We start from the raw sequence: 26,417 nt of genomic DNA on the forward strand, positions 1-26,417 counted from the left end.
AAAATAGCCTAAAAACGACAACCATTCATCACTAGTCATTATTCATTATTCATTAATGGACGCATGGCCAGCAACCCCAACAGCGGCCCGATGACTAGGAACAGAAACCAATAGCGAGGGTCTACCATGCCTTGAATGCTCCGCAGGAATTGAATGCTGACGATGGTTAGCGCGAAGCCTAGGGAATTGACAATGGTGAGCGCGGTGCCTTTCACGTGGGCCGGGGCGTTTTGGGCCACCAACGTGGAGAACTGTGGAGAGTCCATAGGCCCGGCAAAACCCCAGACCAACAGCAAACCTATAAATACCGCAAACGGCAAGTCCACCAGCCACGGAGACAACAGACAACAAACCATGGACACCGCCAACGCCCCGAAAGCCGTCTTCGCGCTCCCAATATGGCCAGACAGGTAACCACCCAGCACGCAGGCCACGGCCCCAATGGCAATGATGGCAAAAGAAAGCAAGGGGTTGTTCAGCGCTAGTGCTGGATGCGCCTCAGCGTATAGAGCCAGCATGACCGGGACAAAGGCCCAGAACGTGTACAATTCCCACATGTGCCCAAAGTATCCAAATGCCGCCGACCTGAATGCTGCGTTCCGGAAGATTTGGAAGAAGGCTTTGAAATTGGGTTGGGTGCTTTTGGTTCTATATGGCCCGTCTGGTACCAGCCAAAACAAGCTAAGCCCACCTAACACCGCCAATCCCGACGTCCCCCAGATGACGTAGCGCCAGTTGAGCCCCTGGGTGAGGCTTTTGAGCAGATGTGGAAAGGCCGTGCCCAGCACCAGCGCCCCTACCAGAAACCCCAGAGCCTTGCCCAAGCCTTTCTGGTGGTAATCTGAGGCTATCTTCATGCCCACCGGATAAATACCCGCCAAACAAAAGCCCGTCAAAAACCGAGATAGCAACAACATGCTCAACCCACTGGCCCCCAACAAACTCAAATTACACCCCGCTCCTGCCAACGCGCACGCTAAAAATACCATTGACGGCGAGAACCTATCAGAAATGGTGAACACAGCAAATACCAACGTACCCAGAATAAACCCCAACTGCACTGCCGACGTGAGGTGCGGCAAGGAGCTGGCTTCCAACTGCAACAGCGGAATCAATTCAGGCAACACCGCATTGCCCGCAAACCAAAGAGACGTGCAGGCAAATTGGGCTAGGACGATGGTGGGGAGAATGTGTCTATTATTAATAAAGTAATTTTTAAGTAATGATATATAATTTAACGTTGAGATTAGGCTAAAAAGCCATTAATTTATTTTAATTAGAATTATTTGTTGTCAAATTATTAATTAGCGCTTGAAAATTTTCATCTTTTAAAAATTTAGTTGGTTCTATTAATTTATTAGGTTCTAGTCTATGAGTTGTCTGAATTTCATTCTTCACCTTACCAAGTAATTCTTTTCCAGGGCACAACTCATTCTTAAATCTAGAATACCAATCTTCAATCATACCATTAATTATAGCGATATCTTGTTTCCCATCTTTATTTAAAGACAAGTCTTTTCTCTCTCTCAGTATGAAATTCCCCAGCTTTCGTTTTGTTTCTTCAGCTAAAGAATCTACAATGTTATTATATAAATCTATACATATCTCAATGCCTAATCCATATAAATGAGAAATATGTTCTGGTTGACAAAAATATGATTCGACCTCTTGAAATTTCGTTACAAATAGCAATAGGTCTCTTTTCTCACAATCAGCTTCTAATTTAATCAAATCACGGTCGCCATCAATTTTTTGGTCTCTATCAATATGGACAATAATTTTTACACCTGGAATCTGTTTTCTAACAAAACCTTCTAATATTTTAGCAAAATCTACTTTCGTACATCCTTCATATGAATGAAGAACAAACTCATCTTCAGGAAGACCATTTGCGATTAGAAAATTTTTCAAAAAACTTTTTTTATCTGTTATATTGTCAACCTTGTCCTCAGTAACAACAATATACTTTAGATTTTTCTTTGCGAATAAATAATCAGCATCTGCAGCTCCTATATCAAGTAGAATTTTGCTTCCTTGAATGTTAGGATATGAACTTCCATTCTGGAAATAAACAACATTTGCAATGTTTTCCAAAGTTTCAAGAATATATCTAGAGTGAGTTGAAAATACAACTTTTAAATCTTTGTTTTCATTAGTTCTTCTAAGTAATTCATTGGCCAAGTTTTTTTGTTTTGTTGGATGTAAATGTGAGTCTGGCTCATCTAACAGTATTATTCTTGGATTGAAATATTCTATATATGCAAAGATTTGAATAGTTTGTAAAAGTCCTGTACCTATAGAGTCTAGAGGGAGTTCAATATCAGCATTGGTGACAAATACGTCAATATATTCAGAAACACTATCCCGAAAATCAACCCTAATCTCTATGTCTGAATAGATTTGATTAACAGAAAAAATAAATGCACTCCATTTGGATTCGCTATTTGAAATTTCTAATAAAATATTCCTCAAATAGTTATTACTATCACCTCTAGTTGCAGATTTTTTTATTGCAATTGGTACTTCAAACTTTTCTTGAATTGGGATTCCTGCAATTCCTGGTACATAAACACAAAAAGGATTGTCTATGTCATTGACTTTTTGACCAAGAACTTTTCCTGTAACAACTGTAGCAAAACCACCATTTTTACCTCGAGAAACGTTTATTGATGTCTTTTGACCATCGTCAAACCTAAAATTCATTGATATTCTATCTGCCCTTCTTTTAGAAGTTACAAGCCTTTTTCCATGGTAAAGGTTTTCTATATGTCTTGTGGGCGTGTATAGAAAGTCAGTTGAATCCAGATTAAGAGTTTGAGATTCATTCTTGGACCTCCAAGAAACGCTTTTAAGTCTAAGAGTCTGAGCGCTAGATATAGCAAATTGGATTCCTTGAATAAAACTACTTTTACCGGAATTATTGGTTCCAATAAAAATATTTAGTGCTTGTAATTCGACTTCTACAGAATCTATTTTCTTAAATTTATCTATTTTTATTTTCATTTATGATGCCTTTTCTGGCTTATTTATATAATTATTAGATATAAAAAACACCTATTATTGGATATTTATGCGTGAGTGCTCTCTACTTTACCTACACCGCCACAGGCGCCTTAATTCCTGGCCACGGCTGGTAGTCTTCCAGTGTGAAATCTTCGAAGTCAAACCCGAAGATGTCTTTCACGGCGGGGTTCAGTTTCATTTTGGGCAATGGGCGGGGCTCACGGGTTAGCTGAAGTTCGGTTTGCTCCAGGTGGTTGGTGTACAAGTGCGTGTCACCGCCGGTCCAGATGAATTCGCCGGGTTCTAAGTCGCAGACTTGGGCCACCATCATGGTGAGGAGTGCATAAGAGGCAATGTTGAAGGGCACACCCAGAAACACGTCGGCAGAGCGCTGGTAGAGCTGGCAAGAAAGTTTGCCATCGGCTACGTAGAACTGGAAGAACGCATGGCACGGCGGTAACTTCATGTTGTTGACCTCGGCCACGTTCCAGGCACTCACAATCAGGCGTCTGGAGTCTGGGTTGTTCTTGATTTGGTTGATGACCTGCGTAATCTGGTCAATGTGTCCACCGTCAGGCGTAGGCCAGGACCGCCACTGCGAACCGTACACCGGTCCCAGGTCACCGTTGGCATCGGCCCATTCGTCCCAGATGCTCACGCCCCGCTCCTGCAACCACTTCACATTGGTTTCGCCCCGCAAAAACCAAAGCAGTTCATAGATGATAGACTTGAGGTGCACCTTCTTGGTGGTCACCAGCGGGAAGCCTTCTTGCAGGTTAAACCGCATCTGGTAGCCAAACACACTAATGGTACCGGTGCCGGTACGGTCTTCTTTCTTCACGCCCTTGTCCAAAATATGGCGCATCAAGTCTAAGTAAGCCTGCATGCTATTAATTAATAATTAGTATTTGATAATTAAGAATGGGTGGTTCCCGTTGGAGGCTTGAAGATAGGGAAAAGGAGACGTTCGGCTTCAAGCGCGCTGGTACTTATTTCAAAAAAGTAGCGAGGCATAAACGGAACGCAAATAGTGCCTATATTGAAACCTAAATTCTAACTTTAACAACAAACATGAAAAAATCCATACTGGTGGGACTGGTGGCCTGCGGACTGTTCGCATGCCAGAAGTCCTCCAACCAAGACACTGATGGGGGCTCTACCTCCTCTACCGGCACCAGAACCAACATCAATGGTCTGCTCAAATCTTACTGGGACACCAACAACCGCCTGTTCCCGTTGGATGCCACTGCCCAAGGCGACAACCGCTACAACCACCTGTTGCCCAACGACAACACCAAAGCCTACCGCGACACCCTGCAAACCTTTTACCAATCTTATTTGGATAGCCTGCAACAGTACAACCGCGAGAAGCTGTCTGAAAACGACCGCATCAGCTATGACATCTTCCAGTATGAGATGCAGAACCGCTTGGAGGGCCTAAAGCTCAATACCTGGATGATTCCTTTCCAGCAGTTCTGGGGCCTGCCCTTGACCATGGGCCAACTGGGTTCGGGTACCGGCAATCAGCCGTTTAAGACTACCAAAGACTATGAGAACTGGCTGGGCCGTGTGCAAGGCTTTACGGTTTGGGCAGACTCGGCGGTAGGTAATTTCAGGTCGGGCATGGCGTCTGGTTTGGTCTTGCCGAAGCCCTTAGTGGCCAAGATGATTCCTCAGCTAAAGGCCATGGTAGTCTCTGACCCAACCAAAAGCTTGTTCTACTCGCCTATCCAGAACTTCCCGAAAGAAGTACCCCAGGCAGACAGAGCGCGCCTGACAGAGGCCTACAAAAAAGCCATCACCACCCAACTGGTGCCTACCTACCAAAAGCTGGCCACCTTCCTGGAGAAAGAATATCTGCCCAAAGCTCGCACTACCACCGGCATTGCCGACGTGACCGGCGGAAAGGACATCTACAACTACTACGTCAAGTACTGGACCACCACAGACAAGACCCCAGACGAAATCTATGAGACGGGCAAAAAAGAAGTAGCCCGCATCAGAGCCGAAATGGAGAAAGTCAAAAATCAGGTAGGCTTTAAAGGCGACATGAACGCCTTCTTCCAGCACCTCAAGTCTGACCCCAAATTCATGCCTTACAAGAAACCCGAGGACGTGCTGAACGCCTTCCGGGCCATTCAAACCAAGATTGAGCCTAACGTAGACAAGCTGTTCGGGAAGCGTCCTAAAACCCCATTTGAGGTGCGCCAGACCGAAGCTTTCCGGGCCGCCTCTGCCTCTGCCGAGTACAACCAAGGCTCCCCGGACGGTAGCAGACCGGGCATTTTCTACGTGCCAATTCTGGACGCTACCAAGTTTGCCACCACTTCGGGCATGGAGTCTTTGTTTTTGCATGAAGCCATTCCCGGCCATCATTACCAAATTTCCCTGCAACAGGAAAACCAGAGCCTCCCCGACTTTAGAAGATTTAGCTGGTACGGCGCCTACGGCGAAGGCTGGGCCTTGTACACCGAGTCCTTGGGCAAAGAGCTAGGCCTCTACCAAGACCCATACCAGTACATGGGCGCCCTAGGCGATGAGATGCACCGTGCCATCAGACTGGTGGTAGACGTGGGCATGCACACCAAAGGCATGACCCGCGAGCAAGCCATCCAGTACTTTATGGATAACATGGCCATGTCTGAAGAAGGTGTCATCGCCGAAGTAGAGCGCTACATGGCCATCCCTGGTCAGGCATTGTCTTACAAAATTGGTCAGCTAAAAATCAGAGAACTCCGCGCCAAGTACCAGAAACAACTCGGCTCGAACTTCTCCCTCGCCTCCTTCCACGACGAGTTCCTGAAAGACGGCGGGATGCCCCTGAAGATTGTAGAAAAGAAAATGGACGACTGGGCGAAAAAGCAGAAATAGGTTTTTGAGTCGCGAGTCATTTTTCACATCGCCCGTTTGTCACAATGACAGGCGGGCGATGTTGTTTTTGGGCTATTATCTGGAAAAGAGGCGAAAATGGCCCCACCCCAACCCCTCCCCAGTGGAGAGGGGCTTTATCTGATATGCGGGGGAGACAAGGCAATGCCTGGTCTCTACGGAATAATTAAAAAGCGCAACATCCACCGCGTCAGCTCATGCAAGCATTGCAACCTCTCAAACAGCAGTTCACCTGCCCTCGACCGAGGGAAAAGAGACTGGTCAATTTAAGTCTCTTTGCCCAAGGGAGAAAGCAATGACATATCCATTGGCAGAGGCTTAAGCTTACGATAGAACAGATAGCAGTGCACGGTGCGCTTTAATGAGCCCCCGCCCTGTCTGAGCGGTCAGCGAGTTCGGGGGCTCTTGATTCTTTTGGTTACTTTTCTCATCAAGGAGAAAAGTGACAAACCTGAGCAAAAAGCAAGAAAGAGGAAGTTGGAAGGGCGGATTTTGGCGGCAGAATGACCAATTTGTGTAAACACCCCTCTACGCTCCCCTCAAGGGGAGAATCCGCACCTAGTCAAGGATATTAACTCAAGATCCAGATTTTGAAAGCCACTTCCTGCTCCTAAAAAGTGGTATTTAAAAGCTCCTATTTAATGAATACTATAAAACAGAGAAACGTTTTTTAGCCTGATTTCTGAAAAACAAACCAAAAACGACCACCAGAAAACGTATTTTTGTGCGTTGTCTCCTAAAATCCCTTAGAAGAACCGTGATCGCTATGAAAAAGCTTATTTCCTTTAGCTGGGCCCTATTTATAACACTGCCTTTGGCGGCACAAACGCTTTCTGCGCCGCCAGCTACAGAAACCAAACCGAAGCCTTCCAAATCCATTGCCAATTCCACCGCTCCTAAACCAGAGCCACCTGCGGCCAAAGTTGCCCCGGCAGGCAAGAAACCGGTCACGAGCACGACTACTACCCCTACGGCCAGCAAACCGACCCAACAGCCAGCAGCCAAAACAACTACAGCAACTAACACAACTACTGCAAAGGCCCAGGAAACCAAGCCAACGCCGGAGCCGGTAGCGCCTTCCAAAGTGCAGAACCTGATCACGGAGCGGGAGCAACTGGTCTTGAAATATGACTACCTGAAAACGCAGGAAAACAGCTTCTGGGGCAACGCTTCTAAGAACGATCTAATTGCTGTGGTAGAAGCCTTGAAGGCCATTCTGCAAAAAGACTCTGAAATCATCTTGGCGGTAGAACAGGAGAAATTAGAGGCGCGTAAAAATGCCGCCCAACGCACCGCCCAACTAGAAGCCGAAACCAAAAAACTCAACACCCAGGTACAAGGCGACAAACGCGTAGTGACGGATAATATCTATGAGCTGAAAACCTCTTTGGTATACGCTCAGAACCTGAATCGCCGCCTTTCTAAACAAATAACCGACCTGCGTGAGGAATTGGAAACCGCCGAGGATGCCAAATTTGAGCATGACGCCATTGCCTTAGGCTTTTTCATCTTGTCCTTGGGCTTGGTGTTTTATGTCATTCGGCTTAAGAACAGAATTAGCGCGCTTCAGGAGCAAGCAGAAGAAGTAGAAGCGTGAACGAAACGCTAGTTCCGCTGGCCCAATACCTCACCTACGCCCAAGCCGTTGACCTTTATAATGACCTAATGGATATTGAGGTGGTAGGCTTGGTGAAAAGCTGTGGCCCTCCCAGTCTTCCTTACGGTGCCGGCATTTATTATCAGTTATTAGTCAAGCAACAAGACCTTCCCCTAAGTGAAGCTGTTTTAGCTGAGTTTTCCCAAAAACAGGCCAAAAACGAAAGCCAAGGTCCAACGTGTCCTCATTGCGGCTCTCAACAAGTAGTCATTAAATCTAACATATCCTGGTGGCGCAAAATCATTTATGCCGGCACAACCGTATGGAAATGCCAAACCTGCCACAGGACGTATTTTACCTAAATCAGACACAAGACATAGGACACAAGATTCAAGACGATAGGTTTTGTCTTATGTCTTTCATCTTGCGTCTTGAGTCTAATTACCAATGAATGATATTCTAAACGAATTACTGGACGTGAAGGCTCTGCTCAAATTGGAGCAGGAAGAAGACCGCAAGCAATACCAGTTAAAGAACGCCCTCACCACCATTGCCGAGCGCAAGCGCCTGGGCATCTGCTGGTACCCCGTTCAGATTACCAAGCAGGAAGTGGGCTTCGGGAATAAGATGGTGGTGGAATTGGAGCGTTCTTCGGGCCGTGACCAATTGCACATGTTCCAGGCAGGTTCTTCTGCGTCCTTGTTTACCAACGGCGATGGCGGGGCTTTGAACGGTGTGGTATTGGAAGTAAAGCGCAATAAACTGCGTCTGGCCACTTCTAAAGAAGACCTCCCCGATTGGCTGGAAGAAGGCGGCCGCCTAGGCATAGAACTCACCTTTGACGAGGTCAGCTACCGCGAGATGGAAATTGCCCTCATGAAGGTGATGGAAGCCGAGAAAAGCCGCTTAGCTCAATTGCGTGACATCCTACTGGGCAATGAACCAGCAACTTTCCGGAGGGAGAAAGACATTGCTCCTATTGAGGTGTTGAACCCATCGCAGAACGCGGCGGTCAAAAACATCATGCAGGCGGTAGACGTGGCCATTATCCACGGGCCTCCGGGCACCGGTAAAACCACCACGCTGGTACAAGCCATTCTGGAAACCTTGAAAGCCGGTGAGCGCCGCTTATTGGTAACAGCCCCCAGCAATACCGCGGTGGACTTACTCACTGAGAAATTAGCCGAACAAGGTGTGAACGTCATTAGAATAGGGAATCCTTCCAGGGTCTCTGAAGTATTATTGGAACATACTCTGGACGCCCAAGTAATGCACCACCGCGACTACCGCCAGCTAAAGAAACTGCGCAAGACCGCTGAGGAATACAAGGCCATGGGAAGCCAGTTCAAGCGTAATTTTGGTTGGGAGGAAAAAGAACAGCGCCGCCGCTACAAAGACGAAAGCAAAAAACTGCTAAATGAAGCTGAGGACGTGGAGCGGTATATCACCGAGGATTTGCTGGACCATGTGGAAGTGGTGACCTGTACCTTGGTGGGCTCGGCCAATCGCGTGATTCGGCATTTAAAATATGACACAGTGTTCATTGATGAGGCCGCGCAAGCCCTGGAGCCCGCCTGCTGGATTCCCATCACGCGCGCCAACCGCGTGGTCTTGGCCGGCGACCACCATCAGTTACCGCCCACGGTAAAATCTATGATTGCCGAGCGGAACGGACTGGCCAAAACCCTGTTTGAGAAGTGCATTGCGCGTCAGCCAGAAACGGCCGTCATGCTTACCACCCAGTACCGCATGCACCAGCACATCATGGGCTTCTCCAATACCCAATTTTACAAAGGTGAATTGCAGGCCCATGAAAGCGTGGAAGCGGCCACATTGCAAGAAGTGCATCCGCAGTTTGACCCGGGCCTCATTGTGGAGTTCATAGACACGGCCGGATGTGGCTACAATGAAACCACCCTAGCCGAAGGAAGCAGTACTGCCAACCCCGAAGAAGCTGATTTGCTCATCAAGCATTTGAATAACCTTTTGATGCCGTATGAACCTGCCGGCTTGAACGAGGAGGGCGAAGAACGTCCATTAAAAATTGGTATCATCTCGCCGTACCGTGCGCAGATTAACTACTTAAAAGACCAGGTAGAACACCAGCCCAAACTGCACCAACTGCAACAGCGCCGACAACTATCTGTGGGTACGGTTGATTCCTTCCAAGGGCAGGAACGGGACATCATTTACATTTCTATGGTGCGCAGTAATCCAGAGGGTGAGATTGGCTTCCTGGCTGATATACGCCGCATGAACGTAGCCATGACCAGGGCTAAGAAAAAGATGGTCATTGTGGGCGACAGCGCCACTTTGGGCGAGCATCCTTTCTACCAAGAATTTCTGACCTATGCCGAAACCATTGGCGCCTACCGCAGTGCCTGGGAGCTATTGTCCCCCGACGAGTCGGAGTAAATCTTTTGGCTCCGGAATTTCGTTAGAGGCAAATACTTGTACCTTTACCCTTTCAATACACCAATAACCAATAGCTATGAAAATAGAAGAAAATAAAGTGGTGACGCTCACCTACGAACTTAAGGTAACCAACGAAGAAGGCGAGTCAACGCTAGTAGAAATTGCCGACGACGAGAACCCAATGGTGTTCTTGTATGGCGTGAGCGGATTGCCAGAGAAATTTGAGCAGGAATTGTCAGGCAAGGAGTCTGGCCAGGACTTCAAATTCACTCTTTCTTCTGATGAAGGCTACGGTGACCTGGACGAGAGCGCGGTGGTGCCGGTTCCAAAATCGGTGTTTGAGGTAGACGGCAAGATTGACGAGGAAATGGTACAGGAAGGCAACTACATTCCTATGTCTGACAACGAAGGAAACCACATGCAGGGCCGCATTGTAAGCGTGCATGATGACCATGTGTTAATGGACTTCAACCACCCACTGGCTGGGATGGACATGCACTTTGAAGGCAAAGTGGTGAGCGTGCGCGATGCGTCTCCAGAGGAGATTGCCCACGGCCACGTACACGGCGAAGGCGGACACCACCACTAGGATTTACTGTAATAATAAAGTATAAAAGAAGGCGGACCCAATAAAGTCCGCCTTCTTCGTTTTTGGGCTGTTTTTCTGGAAGTAGGCTAAAAACGATAACCTATGATTTTAAGTGCAAGGTGTTAATTCGTTCTATTTCCTCTTTCACGTACTTCTCCAAATCTGGGAAAAAGCGGTTGAATTCTTGGTGGTAGAAGTCATAGTTAAGTTGGAGTTCCTCGCCGGCGGTTTCCATGTTAGATTCAAACGTAGTGCGCCGGCTCAGGCCCTTTAAGGCTTTAGAAATTCCCCACACCTGCGCATATGAAACCAGCCAGTTCTGGTTAACCATATAAGGTAGAAAAGTCTGCACTTTTGGTGGAAGCCACTCCGGTCTGCTTTGGATGGCGGCGTAACTCTCTTCGGCGAAAACATCCAAAGGCACGGCACTGAACTGCTGGAAGTTGGCGGCCAGAAAATGGTCATAGTATACGTCTGCCACTACGCCTGCGTATTTCTTGTACAAAGGACGAAGGCGCTCAATCGTTTCCTTGACCACGGCGTGGCTATCGGTGAACTGGTCAATGAGGCGGTGGAGCTTGATTCCCTGTTGAATGCGCTCCGGGAACTGTAGAATCTGGGCGCCGCGCACGCCATCGGCTATAAAATTTCCGAACTTCAGTTCAGGGTCATTGCCAGACAGGTACAGGTGGGCCAGGTAGTTCAAAACAGAAAGTGTAAAACCAAAGGTACACTTTACGGTTAAAGACACAGGCAGTTCTTTCTAAGGAACCCTCAGAACAGGCTGCCCGTATTCTAGTACAAAACCGAGAGACCTTACCTACTATGGAAAACCAATCAAATAATCAGCAGAAAGACATTAAAACCCTGTTAGACAAAATAAAGGCCATTGACGTGGCCATGCTCAGCACCGTGGAGCCCGACGGCACCATCCGGTCGCGGCCCATGCGCCACATGAAGGCAGATGAAAATGCTACCATCTGGTTCTTAACCGGCTACGCCTCTGGCAAAACGCATGAGATTAAAAACGAAAGCCACGTGAACCTGAGCTACGCTGACCCAAACAACAACCTGTATGTGTCCATCTCGGGCCACGCCACCGTGAACCGCGACCAGCACAAGATTGACGAGCTTTGGAACCCTGCCATGAAAGCCTGGTTCCCCGAAGGCAAGGAAGACCCGAACATTGGCGTCCTGAAAATCACCATTGACCAGGCGGAGTACTGGGATTCACCGAACAGCGCCGTGGTGCATTTGTACGGCATGGCAAAAGCGATAATAACCGGAGAGCCCGCCCACCCCGGCGAAAACAAAAAGATTAATTTGTAGTTGATACAGGAAAGGGAGTTTCGGCTCCCTTTTTTCTTGCCCTATTGCTGGGCTTTGGCCGAATCCCGTTTTTCGGCTACTTTTAAGAAAACAGGCCAAAAACGAAGCACTTTGTCATCCTCCGCCCCTTTTTCTCCAGCGCATACCACTTTATCTCTCTTCGGCGTAAAACCCGGTCATTGGCGGTGGGGCTTGGCGCAGATGGGCACCTCACAGCCTGCTTTAAGAAAAGTGAAAGGCCTTAACTTCTTTAAACTTCTGGGGAGTGGCCAAGGCCGAGGCTTCAGCCTGAAACCGAACTGGTACCGCTACGGTCTCATGGCCACTTGGGCCTCTCCTGCCGCCGCTCAGGATTTCTGGGAAGGCCACCCTTTATTGAAGGATTACAAAGAACACACGTTTGAACAGTATCATCTGGACTTAAAACCCTTGCAGGCCCATGGCCTCTGGAGCGGACGAAATCCTTTCACCACAGAAACCATTGCCTCGCCAGAGAATGCCCCCATTGCTGTTTTAACCCGCGCCTCCATCCGGCTCACCAAAGCCATAGATTTCTGGAAACATGTGCCCCAGGCCAGCGCTAGTTTAGACGATGCACAAGGCTTACTGGCTTCCATTGGCCTAGGCGAAGCACCTTTGGTTAGGCAAGCCACGTTCAGCTTATGGCAAAATGAATCAGACATGAAAGCCTACGCCTACAGAACAGCTTCGCATAGAGACGTCATCACCAGAACCAGAACCCGAGGCTGGTATTCTGAAGAAATGTTCGCCCGCTTCTCTCCCATCAAAAGCCAAGGCACCTGGAACGGCGTGGACCCTTTGTCGGGATTGCTTTAGGCTAAAGAATTTCAAAAACCAAGATAGCTGAGAAAATTAAAAGGCTGATTATAAATCCGTGAGTTTGGCCCTTTTCATTTTTTGTGAATAAGGCATAAATACATAGTGTGAAAAATAGAAACAGCCAGATAAAGTATGGCTTATAAACGCTGAATGATGGAGATGTCTTTACCGTAAGCTTAGTATCCCTATCCTTATAATGGACATCTTTAATGATTCCTAGCATTGGTGTTTGAAAGATTTTAACCTGTCCATCAATCCAGATTTTTGACATGTCACTGTCTTTTAGGAATATTTTCCTCTCATTTACTACAATAGCTGTAACTAAACTCGAATTATAATCACTATAGCGTGGCTTTGAAGCAGTGATTCCATTTAAGTGTATTTCCTTTTCCTCTACTATTTTTTCTTTCAGAAAATAATCTACTGTACACAAAAGGATAGCAACTAACTCGAGTACCATGATTACTTTTCTCCAGCTTAAGTTTTTTAACATTTTTAGCCTTCGTTTTGAGCCTACATGAGCATAAAGATATAAGTTAGATTGATGTTTAATAGGTTTAGCCCCTCTAACAGGAAATTCCTTACTTTTGCGCCTAGCCGCTTTTGGCGAAATAACCAGAACAAACCTGCCTTACCGGCAGAATACACATACGCCCATGTCAGCAGAGTACGACTACAAAACCATTGAGCAGAAGTGGCAACGCTTCTGGAGTGAGAACAAGACCTTCAAGACGGAGATTGACACCAGCAAACCGAAGTTTTACTCTTTGGACATGTTCCCATATCCCTCGGGCGCTGGTTTGCACGTAGGTCACCCGCTGGGCTACATCGCCTCTGACATTGTGAGCCGCTACAAGCGCTTGAAAGGTTTTAACGTGTTGCATCCAATGGGCTTCGACTCTTTTGGTCTTCCTGCTGAGCAGTATGCCATCCAGACGGGGCAACACCCGGCGGTAACTACCAAGCAGAACATTGAGCGCTACATTGAGCAGTTGAACAACCTGGGCTTCTCCTTTGATTGGGACCGCGAAGTGCGCACCTCTGATCCTAGCTACTACAAATGGACGCAGTGGATTTTCATGCAGTTGTTTAATAGCTGGTACAACAATGACACCGACAAAGCCGAGCCGATTGAAACGCTTGTTGCTGTATTAGAAAAGCAGGGCAACATTCATGTGAATGCCGCCTGTGATGAAGACACGCCGCTTGTGACCGCTGATGCCTGGGCCAGGTTGAATGTGAAAGAACAGCAAGACCTGTTGTTAAAATACAGACTGACTTTCTTGTCCGAAGCTGTCGTGAACTGGTGCCCTCAGTTAGGAACCGTTTTGGCCAATGACGAGGTGAAAGAAGGCGTATCTGAGCGCGGCGGCTACCCAGTGGAGCGCAAGCTCATGAAGCAATGGATGATGCGCATCACGGCTTACGCTGAGCGTCTATTGCAAGGCCTAGACACCATTGACTGGCCAGAGCCGGTAAAGGAGATGCAACGCAACTGGATTGGCAAGTCAGTGGGCGCCGAACTGCGCTTTCAAGTAGCCGGCCATGAGCACAAGCACATTACCGTGTTCACAACCCGCATTGACACCATCTTCGGAGCAAGCTTTGTGGTTTTGGCGCCTGAGCATGAATTTGTATCTGAAATTACCTCTCCTGAGCAACGCGCCGAGGTAGAAGAGTACGTAGCCTGGGCCAAGAACCGCTCTGAGCGCGACCGCATGTCTGACGTTAAATCTGTGACGGGTACATTCACCGGAGCCTATGCCATCAACCCTATCTCTGGAGAGAAAATCCCGGTTTGGATTGCGGATTACGTTTTGGCGGGTTATGGAACAGGTGCCGTAATGGCCGTACCAGGTCATGATACCCGTGACTATGCCTTCGCGAAGAAATTTAATTTGCCTATTCCGGAAGTTGTGGCTGGTGGTGACCTGAGCAAAGAAGCCTTCGCAGCCAAAGAAGGGAAAATCATCGACTCAGATTTCCTGAACGGCCTGGAAGTGAAAGACGCCATCAAAGCCGGTATTCAGCGCGCCGAGGAATTGGGCGTGGGCAAAGCCCGCATCAATTACCGCATGCGCGATGCAGTGTTTGGCCGTCAGCGGTATTGGGGTGAGCCCGTACCGGTATATTACAAAGACGGAATCCCTGCCCTGTTAGAAGAAAACGAACTGCCGCTGGTCTTACCAGAAGTGGACGCTTACTTGCCCACTGAGACGGGTGAGCCGCCATTGGGCCGTGCACAAGACTGGAAATACCGTGGTGAGTTTGAGTATGAGTTGAGCACCATGCCAGGTTGGGCAGGTTCCAGCTGGTATTGGTACCGCTACATGGACGCTCAAAATGATACTGCCTTTGCGAGTAAAGAAGCTATTGATTACTGGCAGAACGTGGACTTATATATTGGTGGTTCGGAGCACGCTACGGGTCACCTACTCTACTCCCGCTTCTGGAACAAGTTCCTGTTTGACCTGGGCTTGGTAAACCAGGAAGAACCGTTCAAGAAGCTCATCAACCAAGGCATGATTCAGGGAAGGTCCAACTTTGTGTACCGCATCAAAGACACCAACACCTTTGTGTCTTACGGTTTGAAAGACCAGCATGACGTAACTGCCCTGCACGTAGACGTGAACATAGTAGAGAATGATGTCTTGGATTTGGACAGGTTTAAAGCCTGGCGTCCTGACTTTGCTGAGGCCGAGTTCATCTTGGAGGACGGCAAATACAACGTGGGCGTCGAAATTGAAAAGATGTCTAAACGCTGGTACAACGTAGTTAACCCAGATGACCTTGTAGAAAAATACGGTGCTGACACGCTACGTATGTATGAGATGTTCCTTGGGCCATTGGAGCAGTTCAAGCCATGGAATACTAACGGCATGGATGGCGTTTATAAATTCCTTCGTCGCTTCTGGAAACTGTTCACCGATGAGCAAGGTAATTGGGCTGTGACGGAAGAAGAAGCTAATCCAGCCGAGTTGAAAGCATTGCACAAGACACTCAAAAAGGTTGAGGAAGACATTGAGCGCTTCTCCTTCGGGACCAGCGTGAGCCAGTTCATGATTTGCGTGAACGAACTGACGACTTTGAAAACGAAGAAACGTGCTATTCTTGAGCCTTTAACCATTGCCCTGGCTCCTTACGCGCCGCACATCACCGAAGAACTTTGGAGCCGCCTGGGCCATAACCAGAGCATCACCTACGCCACCTTCCCAGAATGGAAAGAAGAGTACCTGACAGAAAGCACTTTTGACTATCCTATCTCCGTGAATGGTAAAGTTAAATCGAAGATTACCTTCGACTTGAAACTATCCAAAGAAGAGGTAGAAAAAGAAGTTTTGGCTTCTGAGCAAGTTCAGAAAATGCTGGAAGGCAAGCCTGTGAAAAAGGTGATTGTAGTGCCTGGCAAGATTGTAAACGTAGTGGTTTAGCGTTTTTGACCTGTTTTCAGGGAAATAGCCTAAAAACGATAAAAGAAGAAGCTCGGCAGAAATGCCGAGCTTCTTCTTTTATCATAATACAGTTAAGTTTTAATTAAAGCCCAAGTTCTTCTCTCGCCTTTTTAGGCAAGCCCTTTACCACCAACTCATATGAGTGGTCAATCAATTCTGGTAACAGCCCCATGGGCAAGAAAGCCTCTGCCAGTATAGTGTTCCAGTGCTTTTTGTTCATGTGGTAGCCGGGTTGAATAGCTGGGTATTGATCCCTAAGTTCAGCGGCGCGTTCAGGATCACATTTCAGGTTGACGCCTTCTGCGTAGTTGTTCAAACTGCACATGGCAAACATCTTTCCAGCCACTTTGTAGACCAATGTGTCTTCGCCGAAGGGCAGTGTTTCCTCTACCTGTGGTTTGCTTAGGCAGTAGTCTCTGAATTCCTCTATGTTCATGACCCAAGTAAAACAAAAAAAGGCTACCCGACCAGTGTCGGGTAGCCTTTTTAGCAAAAAGAAAAAAGCTTACTTAGCGGCCAACTCTTCTTTTTCTTCCTCTTCTTCTACCACCGCCTCGGTGATTACTTCCTGGGAGGAGCTACGGCCACCAAAGAACTTTTTGATACCGGTGAACAGGGCCACAATAGCCACCATGATTACTTTCCAGAATTTTAACAGCAACGCGAAGAAGCCTGCTTTGGCCAACACCTTGCCTGCAATCAAGCCACCAATGCCGTAGGCCGCCACATCATCAAGATCTGGGTTGAAATCAGCATAGCGGCTGCCTTCAATGAATTCCACACTTGCCAGAATGCCAGGGATGTCCTTTTGGATGCCGGCTACCATGTCCATGTCGCCGATGGCATTCAAGGTAAGATAGCCATTGCGACCCAAAATCCTGATGTTGTAGTTGAGAGTATTAAGCGTTGCATCACCAAATTTCAATTCCTTGGCCCAATGCAGCTTGTGCGTAGCTTCGTCATAGAAGGGCGGTACTGCCCAGCCAACCAATTCAATTGGCTCATAGTTGTTTTCTGCGCGGACTTTATTTTCCTCAATGGTTTGTTCCTGCATTTCCTTAAGGAGGTCATCATAATTGATGTCTTTGGCATCGTCATCCTTGATGTGGCCTTCTTCGTCATAAGAAATGTCAATGGCCCACGTAGTGGCCGTAGCCGGACCAGAATTTTCTGGGAACAGCATGCCTAAGGACATGTGACCCGGAGGGTTTCCCCATAGGTTGGTCAAGACGTCTTCACTCTGCTTGCCGTCAAGGTATTTATATCCTTTGGGCACCGAGATTTTAGCAAGGCCGTTTTGGAGCGTAATCACCCCAGTTTGGTAGGTGTAGGAAGCATTAACGCTGTCACGCCAGACTTTAAGGGAATCAACTTCTGCCGACGCGCACAGGGGCAGGCAAAACAAAAGCACTAATAGTGGGTAGAGTTTTCTCATGGAAAAAGGTTTAGATTCTGTAGAATGGATGAATAAACGATGTTAATAGCCCCAGCCTTTAAAAAGTTAGCGGGAGGGCAAAAAAAAATCCGGCTTTTTTAGCCGGATTTAACATCATAGGTCCTTGCCTGCGAATAAGTTATCTAGTCATGAGCTTAAAGACCAGATACATCAGCCCAAACAGGAACATGAGCATGGACACCTTGTTAATGGTGTGCATGGTGCGGAGGTTGAAATTAGATTTACGGTTGGGATCCTTCTTCCGGAAGAAATAGGTTGCCACCTCAGAGAAATCAAAAAGGCCTTTCATATATGCAATCAGTAAGAATAGGTGAATACTGTATTAGGTAAAAAGCTTTCCAAACTTGAATTTAGACAGGAGGTAAATGAATACCCCTGATAGCAGAAAACAACTTAGAGCAGTAACAACAATCCCAAGATAAGGGTTTATAAATGTATACGTTATCCCTACCTGGTGCAGAACAGAATCCCTGAAGATTAAATGGCTTAAGTAAATGCCAAACGTGGAATAGCTTAGGTCCTTCAGTAAACGTCTGCTCCGCTCTTTTTTCACCTGTAAGGTGCTGAAAAGAAGAAAGATTCCCACAGATTTAACTTGAATGGTGGGCGAAACAATGCTGTAGTAAAAATCCTGGAGCTGGCCCGTGTGGTTTGAATGGCTGTAGCCGAAAGCAAACGTTGCTGTAATTCCCGCAGCTGTCAATGCCATCCCCAGGTTTTTACACTTTTTGGCAGGTAGGTAAGTTCTGGTGAGCATGAACCCCAAAAGCATTAACAGGAAGCCTGCCAGGTAATTCCTCGCTTCTATGATCCAAACGGTTTCCTGGTCTATCAAACTTACCATCAACAAAGTCTGCCCTGTCAACCAACAAAACAACACATTTTGATAGGTGCTTTTGGTAATAGCCTTTCCTGTAAACGCTAAGACCACATATAACACCAGAATGACCTTAACAAACCATAAATGCATTTCCATGCCCTGCCAAATGTTAACCGCCAATTCCAAAACGGAAACGTTAAACAGTCTTTGGTTTAGGTAAGCATACAGCAGGGACCAGATTATAAAAGCCGGAAATATCCTGAGAACCCTTTTTTTTAGGAAAGCAAAAGGGTTTTCTACTCGGGGAATCAGCAAGGCGCCAGACAAAAGCAGGAACAAGGCCAGCCCAGACCGAAACACCGATTCCAAGCCATGGCTGTATAACCAGAGCGACTCCGGTAACTTTCCCAAAATTGTAGGTAACCGGAGCGCAGGTATGCACCAGCACCACAGAAAAAGCCGCAAACAACCGCAACGTATCCATCCAGGAAGTGTCTCTGAGTAGAACGGTTGGGGCTTTGGAGGGTAACGGAGAAGTAAAAGATGCGCGAAGATTCAAAGCCTAATGCGCAGCTGTTTCCAGAGGCTCAATCCAGTTACCGTCTTCTCTGATCAACTCGATCAACTCATCTACGGCTCGCTCCTCCGGTACGGATTTCTTAATCACCTGCTGCCCACGGTACAACGCAATCTTTCCTTTGCCCACGCCAACATAGCCATAATCGGCATCGGCCATTTCACCGGGGCCATTCACAATGCAACCCATGATGCCAATCTTTACGCCTTTCAAATGGTCAGTGCGCTTTCTGATCATAGCGGTGGTTTCCTGCAGGTCAAACAAGGTACGGCCACAGCTAGGACAGCTGATATATTCTGTCTTGCTCATGCGCGTACGGGCGGCCTGCAAAATCCCGAAGGCAAGTTTGTTTAACCCGTCCAGGGTATAGCCCCACTCCTCTTTGCTGCGGTAGCTAAGGTCTTGGGTGCTGAGCATGACACCATCTCCCATGCCGTCAATTAATAGCCCCCCAATGTCAGTGGCCGCATACAGCTGAACTTGCTCATCGGTGAGGTCTTCATAGGAGCGTTTAATGATGACTGGCACAGGTTGCTCTTGATTCATGAGCCGAATAAAGGCCTTGCGCTGCTCGGGCATGGCTGCCTCGTTCTCGGTTTCCAAGAGCAGTACTACATCTGGCCGGTTGTGAAGCGCATCAATGAAGTCTTGCGTCAGCTGGCCAAGCGATACTTGCACCACGTTTAATTGCGGGTGCCAGGTATCTGCGGTTTCAAATTGGGTGGCCGTGTACAAGGGGAACCGGTCTTCTCTTTGTTCAGCCTCCAACCAGGCCGTGTAGTCTACTATTTCCTTTAAGCCATTGGGCAACATGAAAGAAATGGGCGCACTGCCTGTGTACACGTAGTCGGCGCCCTGGTCTGTCATGTGGAATTTATCCAACGAGGCTGAATAGAGGTGACCAACAGGTCTTAAATCTTCGTAGGTAATTTCTTCCAGACGGCTAAGATCAGCAATTACTCTGGGTACGTTGTGCCCACCCATGTTCAGCACCTCCCGGGTTTCACGGCGGTGGTACTGGAAAGGGTTGTAGGGTACTTGGCACACAGGTTTGATGGGCGTATGACTGGCGCGAGTGGCATAGCGGTCAATGAGCATCTTGGCCACGGGGGCTTCCAACTCAGGGGCCTCGGTCAAGGAAACCCGAACGGTGTCCCCTAAGCCATCTTCTAGCAGCGTGCCAATGCCCACGGCAGACTTTACTCTTCCGTCTTCACCTTCACCGGCCTCGGTTACGCCCAAGTGCAAAGGATAGGGCTGTAAACCTTCCTCTTCCAGTTTCTGCACCAACAAACGGTAGGCCTGCACCATGACCTGCGTATTACTGGCTTTCATGGACAGCACCACGTCATAATAGTTCAGGTCTTCACAGATGCGTAAAAACTCCAAGGCGCTCTCCACCATACCCAGGGGCGTATCTCCATAGCGGCTCAGGATGCGGTCAGACAAAGAACCGTGGTTGGTGCCAATGCGCATGGCCGTGCCATACTCCTTGCAGATGTTCACCAAAGGTGTGAATCTACTGCGGATGCGGTCCAATTCTGCCTGGTAAGTGTCGTCTGTGTACTCTATAACCTGGAATTTCTTTTTATCGGCGTAATTACCGGGGTTCACGCGCACCTTTTCCACCAACCGCGCGGCCAATTCTGCCGCATTGGGCGTGAAATGGATGTCTGCGATCAACGGAACCGAATATCCCCGGGCTCTCAGTTCTTGCTTGATGACGCCCAGGTTCTCGGCTTCTGTCACACTTGGGGCAGTTATGCGCACATACTCACAACCGGCTTCTACCATTCTAATCACCTGCTCTACAGAACCCAGCGTGTCCATGGTGTCTACCGTGGTCATGCTCTGCACGCGAATAGGATTGTTCCCGCCCATGGCCAGGTCCCCAATACGCACCTCGCGGGTAAGACGGCGGGTATAATCTGTTAAGCTTGGGCAGTAGATGCCCCCTAAAGGAGATGCAGTTGTGTTCATGTGACAGGTGGTGTCCATACTCAGTTAAAACGCTGCAACGTGGTCCGTTCGCGTACAATTTGTAAAAATAACATCAATTTCTGAGACAGCAGCCAATTATGACAGATCCAAGGGGTTTACCTTCCCGGGACTGGTAGGATTCTGCTCATCTTTCAAGCTTTTTAGCTGTTGTCCAATGCGTTTTTGGACTTCTTCGTCCTGCAGGGCGGTCTTCTGGTCCAGCTGGAATAGGTCCAAGGGATACTTTTTCGCCTTTTCATGGAGCTGGTAAATGTAGGTGTCTATCTTGTTAGAGGCCATGGGCACAAAGTCATTTATTTCCTCCTCCAACTCTTCCAAAAGCCCTTCCTTCAGGCTTTCGGCCCGCCGAATTTCTTCCTGTATGTACAGCGCGGGGTTGGCTCCGTTTCTAATTTCCTGGGACAGGCGGCGTTCAAATTCATCAAGTTCTAGGTCCATAGTTCACATCAAGCTATTTACATCCTTGAATACGAAACCCTGACTCCCTTGGATGGCGGAAGCTAAAACACCAACAATCCTTTATGCAAACGCGTATATATAGAACTTCTATCCTATCTTGTTATGTCACTGCCTTTTTTAAAAAAGAGCCATGCGCACGCTGCGCGTTTGCTACACACCGCCGGACTTACCATCAGCCAGATCCCGCATGCCATTCAGGTGGTCAGAGATACCGTAGAAACGTGGGTCACTAGAGAAGTGGCCAACGGGCATGCCACCGAAACCCTGCAGGTCTTAAAAGGCCAGGTGCAGGAGAAAGGACCCCGCATCTTGTTTGAACAGCTTAGAGAATTGGTGCTTGTGCGTTTAATGATTCACCTGGGCCTTAAGAGTGCTCTGGCCAGTTCTGTGGCGGCGCTGTTACTTCCCTTTATCCTGATGCGTGTCCTGGATTCCCTCAGAAGCCATCCTGAAGTAGCCAACTGGTGGGGCAACCAATCCTGGAAAGAGCACCTGCCAACGGTGGAAGACTTAAAAGCCAAACTGGATGCTGTCACACAAGCAATCACTGGCAAAAACACCAAAGACGATTTAATAGTGTCTTAGTCAAATTTATTGTTTTTGGCCTATTTTCTAGAAAACTGGCCAAAAACGCTCTTTTCATAAACAAGAAAGGCGCCACACCGGCGCCTTTCTTGTTTAATTTTGATTAGTGATTTTAGTGAGAGAACATCAATTCTCTGTATTTCACCAGTGGCCACTGCTCATCATCAACAATCAGCTCCAACTTGTCTACGCTACGTCTGATTATGTCAAAAAAGCTAGTCACTTGGTCACAGTACTTGATGGAACGCTCGCGGGTGTCTTCAATCTTGTTGATTTCCTTGCGGCGCTCAATCATCTGGTCTACGTTAGACTTAATGGTAGTAAGATGCCTAGAAATTGCCTTAATGGTATCAATGGTTGTCTTGGTGTATTCATCCTCTTCCAGACCAATTTCCCTCAGACCTTTGATGTTCTGCACCAGTTTAGTCTGATAAGCCACCGCCGTAGGAATGACGTGGTTCACGGCAAGGTCTCCCATCACCCTAGATTCAATCTGCACGCGCTTCAGGTAGTCTTCTAGCAAGATGTCATGGCGGGCATGGATCTCGCGCTCACTAAAAATGCCGTGCTTGGTGAACAGCGTAGTGGCTTGTTCGTCTACCCATTTATCCAGAGCCTGCGGCGTGGTTCTGATGTTGCTTAAGCCTCTACGCTCCGCTTCTTCCTCCCACTCCTTAGAATAGCCGTTTCCTTCAAACCGGATGGCTTTAGAAGAGATCACATACTCGCGCAGCACATCAATAATGGCTACTTCTTTCTTCTTGCCCTGCTCCATTAAGGCGTCTACGCTGTTCCTGAACTCCATCAACTGGTCGGCGACAATGGCGTTGAGCACGGTCATGGCGTTGGCGCAGTTGGCAGAAGAACCTACCGCTCTAAACTCAAACTTATTACCGGTAAAGGCAAAAGGCGAGGTACGGTTACGGTCTGTGTTGTCTAGTAAAATTTCCGGGATCTTGTCTATGCCCAGTTTCAGGTATACGTTGTCGCCTTTGTCCAAAGGAAGTTTAGCGGTACGCTCTAGCTCATCCAGGACTTCGGTCAGTTTCTTGCCAATGAAGACAGACATGATGGCCGGCGGTGCCTCATTGGCTCCCAGACGGTGATCGTTGCTGGCAGAGGCAATGCTGGCGCGCAACAGGTCAGCGTACCGATGAACGGCTTTTATGGTGGTGATGAAGAACGTCAGGAACTGCAGGTTTTCTTTTGGTCTGCGGCCCGGGCCTAACAAGTTCACACCAGTATCGGTGCTCAGGGCCCAGTTATTGTGTTTACCGCTGCCGTTTACGCCTTTGTAAGGTTTCTCATGCAACAATACCTTAAAGTGATGCTTCTCAGCCACGCGGTCCATGATGTCCATTAACAGCTGGTTATGGTCAACGGCCAGGTTAGCTTCCTCAAAGGTAGGCGCACACTCAAATTGGTTGGGAGCCACCTCGTTGTGGCGGGTGCGCAACGGAATTCCCAGCTTATGAGCTTCGGCCTCAAACTCTACCATGAAGGCATGGACCCTGGACGGGATGGCGCCAAAATAGTGGTCTTCCAGCTGCTGTCCTTTAGCGGGAGCGTGCCCAAATACCGTACGGCCGGTCATTACCAGGTCTGGCCGGGCATCAAATAATGCACGGTCCACCAGGAAATACTCCTGCTCAATGCCCAGGGTGGTGGTTACGCGGGTAACGTCTTTGTCAAAATACTGGCAAACCTCCAGGGCGGCGCGCTCTACCAGGTCCAGGCTTTTTAGAAGCGGCGCCTTAAAGTCAAGGGCTTCACCGGTGTAGGACACGAAGATGGTAGGAATACACAAAGTTTTGGTATCCCCGTTCTCAATGATGAAGGCCGGCGATGTAGGATCCCAGGCCGTGTACCCGCGGGCCTCAAACGTATTTCTGATACCACCGCTCGGGAATGAAGAAGCATCAGGCTCCTGCTGTACCAAGGCATTTCCCTTGAAGGTTTCCAGGGCGCGGCCGTCTGAGGTGATGTCAAAGAAAGAGTCATGCTTCTCGGCGGTCTCACCGGTCAAGGGCTGAAACCAGTGTGTATAGTGGGTAGCGCCTTTGCTCATGGCCCAGGTGCGCATGGAGGCAGCCACGGCGTCAGCCAGGTTGCGGTCTACCTTAGAGCCGGTTTTAATGGCATACTGCAGGCGCTTAAAATAGTCACCCGACAGATACGAACGCATGGCATCAATGCCAAACACGTTGGTGCCGTAGTAATCAGAGATTTTAGCGGCCGGAAGCTGCACCTCTACAGCTTTCCGTTGGTTCACTAATTCTAGTGCTTTAAAGCGAAGAATGGCCATGGTTTTTGGGTTTGAGTGATGGACGAGGTAAAATTACAATCTAATCTTGCATTTGCAACTACACCCCTTAAAATTTATAGGGGTGTTACTACAAAAACACTAAAAGGTTTGATGACCCCTATATAAAACTAGGGTGCAAAATTAAAATTTACTACATTTTAGATTAATACCCCCTTAATTTTGACACCCCTTGTCTTTCTTCCTTTCCTCATGAATACAAGTATATTTGCTCTGTGAAACGCATTTTGTATAGAACTTTTTCCTACCTGTTCTTCTGGACGATCCTGTTTCAGGTGGCGCGGGTAATTTTCTTAGTCTACCATTCTACTAAAACAGCTTCGCTTTCCCTTGGAGAGACTTTCAAAGTAGCTGCTTATGGCTTTAGAATGGACATTTCTTTTGCCGCTTATCTGAGCGCTCTGCCGTTTTTGTTCTTTCTCCTGGAGGTGGCCTTTAGAAAGACTATCTGGCTGAAGGTAATCAGGGTCTACACCTTTATATTAATTCCTTTATTGTTATTGCTTACCACCATGGACCTGGAGCTGTATGCGGCCTGGGGCTTTAGGCTGGATGCTACTCCTCTACAATACCTCAATACCCCTGCCGAGATGATGGCTTCTGCGGGTTCTGCGCCTGTAGCTCTTTTGACCCTGCAGTACCTCTTTTTTGTAGCCTTGGCCATCTGGGTCTTCAGAAAACTAAGCCGCACTTGGCAGGCAAGCCCGCATCACCGGCAGCATCTGGTAGCGGAACTGGGGCTGAGCGTGTTTTTGGTGGCTTTCTTGATTTTACCCATCCGGGGAGGTTGGCAGCAGATTCCTTTAAACCAAAGCGACGTTTATTTCTCCCAGAACATGTTTGCCAACCACGCTGGCGTCAACGTGCCCTGGAACGTCATGCAATCCCTGCTACGCAAAAGCTATAACACCAAAAACCCGTATGAGTACCTGGAGGCAGATAAGGCCAGAGCCCTGGTGCAGGACTTGTATCATCCTAAAAGTGATTCCATCCCCTCTCTGCTGAAGGTGAAGAAGCCCAACGTCCTCTTTATCATATTAGAGAGCTACACGGCTAAATTAATAGGTCCCTTGGGCGGACCGCCAGACGTAACGCCTAACCTGAACGCGCTGGCCAAAGAAGGCATCCTCTTTTCTAATATTTATGCATCTGGTGACCGAAGCGAGAAAGGCATGGTGGCCTTGTTGAGTGGCTATCCCGTGCAAACCACCACCTCCATCATCAAAACACCTAAGAAAACCGAGCGCCTGCCGCAGTTAGCCAAAGACCTGAAGAAGGCGGGCTATTACACCAGCTATTATTACGGCGGTGAACTAGCCTTTGCTAACATTAAATCCTTTCTGGTGAATGGCGGCTATGATCGGCTTGTTGACAAGAGTGATTTTCCGGCCGAGTCTTACAATTCAAAATGGGGAGCCCATGACCATATTCTGTTGGACCGGGTGCAGAAAGACCTGAAAGAAATGCCTTCGCCGTTCCTGATGACGGTCTTTACCCTGAGTAGCCACGAGCCCTATGAAGTGCCCATGCCTACCAAATTTAAAGGCACCGACGAGGAAACCCAATTCAAAAACGCCTTCCATTACACAGACTGGGCCTTGGGACAATTCTTCAAAGAGGCAAAAAAACAGCCCTGGTGGCAAAACACGCTGGTGGTCCTGGTAGCAGATCATGGTCACCTGTTCCCCGGCCGTGATGCCAACGATGCCCCCAGCAAGTTTAGGATTCCTTTGATGATGGTGGGCGGCGCGCTGGCCGTACAAGACAAGGTCATCTCCACCATCGGCTCCCAGACGGATCTGGTGCCCACTCTTTTACAGCAAATGGGTCTGCCTACTGCTCATTACGCCTGGAGCAAAAACCTGCTGGACGCCAAGGCCACTCCGTTTGCCTTTTATGTGTTCAATGACGGATTTGGCATGATTACCCCAGACGGCGCGCTCACCTTTGACAACGTTTCTAAAAAGCCCATCCAGCGCGACAGCAGTGTGACAGACCGACAGGTAGACCAAGGGAAAGCCTACATGCAAACCAGCTTTGAAGATTTCCTCAGGAAATAGTTTTTGAACCTAAACCGTTTTT

At 48.1% G+C, this 26,417-nt stretch carries 23 protein-coding genes; 10 read left to right on the forward strand and 13 right to left on the reverse strand.

Features of this window, described 5'->3' with window-relative positions; translation table 11 throughout:
• Positions 1-38 precede the first annotated feature (38 nt).
• The 3 genes from GU926_RS02780 to GU926_RS02790 all read right to left on the reverse strand — a co-directional run bounded on the left by GU926_RS02780 (position 39) and on the right by GU926_RS02790 (position 3,889).
• Positions 39-1,247: an MFS transporter gene (locus GU926_RS02780; protein ID WP_317165644.1), complete on the reverse strand. Its 1,209-nt coding sequence runs from the start codon at positions 1,245-1,247 to the stop codon at positions 39-41.
• A 25-nt stretch (positions 1,248-1,272) separates the two neighbouring features.
• Positions 1,273-3,003, reverse strand: a complete 1,731-nt coding sequence (locus GU926_RS02785; RefSeq protein ID WP_160688800.1) for an ATP-dependent nuclease — start codon at positions 3,001-3,003, stop codon at positions 1,273-1,275.
• Between the two features lie 91 nt (positions 3,004-3,094).
• Positions 3,095-3,889, reverse strand: coding sequence for a thymidylate synthase (locus tag GU926_RS02790; protein ID WP_160688802.1), 795 nt, complete (start codon positions 3,887-3,889; stop codon positions 3,095-3,097).
• Positions 3,890-4,074: 185 nt separating this feature from the next.
• Here GU926_RS02790 and GU926_RS02795 point away from each other — a divergent pair, with 185 nt between their 5' ends.
• The gene (locus GU926_RS02795; RefSeq protein WP_160688804.1) at positions 4,075-5,874 is read left to right on the forward strand and encodes a DUF885 domain-containing protein; all 1,800 of its coding nucleotides are present in this window, start codon (positions 4,075-4,077) and stop codon (positions 5,872-5,874) included.
• Between the two features lie 666 nt (positions 5,875-6,540).
• On the opposite strand, the gene GU926_RS02800 is transcribed toward GU926_RS02795, so the two are convergent.
• Complete coding sequence (locus GU926_RS02800) at positions 6,541-6,975, reverse strand: hypothetical protein (protein ID WP_160688806.1); 435 nt, start codon at positions 6,973-6,975, stop codon at positions 6,541-6,543.
• A 1-nt stretch (position 6,976) separates the two neighbouring features.
• Here GU926_RS02800 and GU926_RS02805 point away from each other — a divergent pair, with 1 nt between their 5' ends.
• The 4 genes from GU926_RS02805 (at position 6,977) to GU926_RS02820 (ending at position 10,493) form a co-directional block, all read left to right on the forward strand.
• Positions 6,977-7,489: a hypothetical protein gene (locus tag GU926_RS02805; RefSeq protein WP_160688808.1), complete on the forward strand. Its 513-nt coding sequence runs from the start codon at positions 6,977-6,979 to the stop codon at positions 7,487-7,489.
• On the forward strand, positions 7,486-7,851 hold the full coding sequence (locus GU926_RS02810) for a hypothetical protein (protein WP_160688810.1): 366 nt from the start codon (positions 7,486-7,488) through the stop codon (positions 7,849-7,851). Before GU926_RS02805 ends, GU926_RS02810 begins: the two co-directional genes overlap by 4 nt.
• Positions 7,852-7,936: 85 nt before the next feature.
• Positions 7,937-9,904 carry an AAA domain-containing protein gene (locus GU926_RS02815; protein WP_160688812.1) on the forward strand — a complete coding sequence of 656 codons (1,968 nt, stop codon included), beginning with the start codon at positions 7,937-7,939 and terminating at the stop codon, positions 9,902-9,904.
• A gap of 76 nt (positions 9,905-9,980) precedes the next feature.
• Complete coding sequence (locus GU926_RS02820; protein ID WP_066511189.1) at positions 9,981-10,493, forward strand: FKBP-type peptidyl-prolyl cis-trans isomerase; 513 nt, start codon at positions 9,981-9,983, stop codon at positions 10,491-10,493.
• A gap of 100 nt (positions 10,494-10,593) precedes the next feature.
• On the opposite strand, the gene GU926_RS02825 is transcribed toward GU926_RS02820, so the two are convergent.
• Positions 10,594-11,244 (reverse strand): acyl carrier protein phosphodiesterase, encoded by a 651-nt coding sequence (locus tag GU926_RS02825; RefSeq protein ID WP_232058410.1) that lies wholly within the window; start codon positions 11,242-11,244, stop codon positions 10,594-10,596.
• 74 nt (positions 11,245-11,318) lie between these two features.
• On the opposite strand from GU926_RS02825, the gene GU926_RS02830 reads away from it, so the two are divergent.
• Positions 11,319-11,822, forward strand: a complete 504-nt coding sequence (locus GU926_RS02830) for a pyridoxamine 5'-phosphate oxidase family protein (protein WP_160688814.1) — start codon at positions 11,319-11,321, stop codon at positions 11,820-11,822.
• Positions 11,823-11,933: 111 nt separating this feature from the next.
• Positions 11,934-12,659, forward strand: coding sequence for a spheroidene monooxygenase (locus tag GU926_RS02835; protein ID WP_160688816.1), 726 nt, complete (start codon positions 11,934-11,936; stop codon positions 12,657-12,659).
• A gap of 1 nt (position 12,660) precedes the next feature.
• Here the strand turns inward: GU926_RS02835 and GU926_RS02840 are convergent, their stop codons facing one another.
• The gene (locus GU926_RS02840) at positions 12,661-13,155 is read right to left on the reverse strand and encodes a hypothetical protein (protein WP_160688818.1); all 495 of its coding nucleotides are present in this window, start codon (positions 13,153-13,155) and stop codon (positions 12,661-12,663) included.
• A gap of 163 nt (positions 13,156-13,318) precedes the next feature.
• Between GU926_RS02840 and leuS the strand changes: the two genes are divergently transcribed.
• The gene (leuS, locus tag GU926_RS02845) at positions 13,319-16,093 is read left to right on the forward strand and encodes a leucine--tRNA ligase (RefSeq protein WP_160688820.1); all 2,775 of its coding nucleotides are present in this window, start codon (positions 13,319-13,321) and stop codon (positions 16,091-16,093) included.
• Between the two features lie 103 nt (positions 16,094-16,196).
• On the opposite strand, the gene GU926_RS02850 is transcribed toward leuS, so the two are convergent.
• From GU926_RS02850 to GU926_RS02870, 6 genes are all read right to left on the reverse strand, one after another.
• Positions 16,197-16,550: an MmcQ/YjbR family DNA-binding protein gene (locus tag GU926_RS02850; protein WP_160688822.1), complete on the reverse strand. Its 354-nt coding sequence runs from the start codon at positions 16,548-16,550 to the stop codon at positions 16,197-16,199.
• A 69-nt stretch (positions 16,551-16,619) separates the two neighbouring features.
• Complete coding sequence (locus tag GU926_RS02855) at positions 16,620-17,549, reverse strand: DUF2167 domain-containing protein (RefSeq protein ID WP_160688824.1); 930 nt, start codon at positions 17,547-17,549, stop codon at positions 16,620-16,622.
• Between the two features lie 139 nt (positions 17,550-17,688).
• Complete coding sequence (locus GU926_RS18350) at positions 17,689-17,859, reverse strand: DUF6728 family protein (protein ID WP_198001454.1); 171 nt, start codon at positions 17,857-17,859, stop codon at positions 17,689-17,691.
• Between the two features lie 33 nt (positions 17,860-17,892).
• On the reverse strand, positions 17,893-18,801 hold the full coding sequence (locus GU926_RS02860; protein ID WP_160688826.1) for an acyltransferase: 909 nt from the start codon (positions 18,799-18,801) through the stop codon (positions 17,893-17,895).
• 151 nt (positions 18,802-18,952) lie between these two features.
• Entirely contained in the window at positions 18,953-20,947 is a 1,995-nt protein-coding gene (gene ispG, locus GU926_RS02865; RefSeq protein WP_160688828.1) for a (E)-4-hydroxy-3-methylbut-2-enyl-diphosphate synthase, read from the reverse strand.
• Between the two features lie 96 nt (positions 20,948-21,043).
• Positions 21,044-21,406 carry a hypothetical protein gene (locus GU926_RS02870; RefSeq protein WP_160688830.1) on the reverse strand — a complete coding sequence of 121 codons (363 nt, stop codon included), beginning with the start codon at positions 21,404-21,406 and terminating at the stop codon, positions 21,044-21,046.
• 123 nt (positions 21,407-21,529) lie between these two features.
• Between GU926_RS02870 and GU926_RS02875 the strand changes: the two genes are divergently transcribed.
• Positions 21,530-22,012, forward strand: a complete 483-nt coding sequence (locus GU926_RS02875; RefSeq protein WP_160688832.1) for a hypothetical protein — start codon at positions 21,530-21,532, stop codon at positions 22,010-22,012.
• A 112-nt stretch (positions 22,013-22,124) separates the two neighbouring features.
• Here GU926_RS02875 and GU926_RS02880 read toward each other — a convergent pair whose 3' ends face one another.
• Complete coding sequence (locus GU926_RS02880) at positions 22,125-24,317, reverse strand: glutamine synthetase III family protein (protein WP_160688834.1); 2,193 nt, start codon at positions 24,315-24,317, stop codon at positions 22,125-22,127.
• Between the two features lie 233 nt (positions 24,318-24,550).
• On the opposite strand from GU926_RS02880, the gene GU926_RS02885 reads away from it, so the two are divergent.
• Entirely contained in the window at positions 24,551-26,395 is a 1,845-nt protein-coding gene (locus tag GU926_RS02885; protein WP_160688836.1) for an LTA synthase family protein, read from the forward strand.
• The last annotated feature ends 22 nt before the right edge of the window (positions 26,396-26,417 follow it).

The sequence above is a fragment of the Nibribacter ruber genome (assembly GCF_009913235.1).
GTDB classification, from domain to species: domain Bacteria; phylum Bacteroidota; class Bacteroidia; order Cytophagales; family Hymenobacteraceae; genus Nibribacter; species Nibribacter ruber.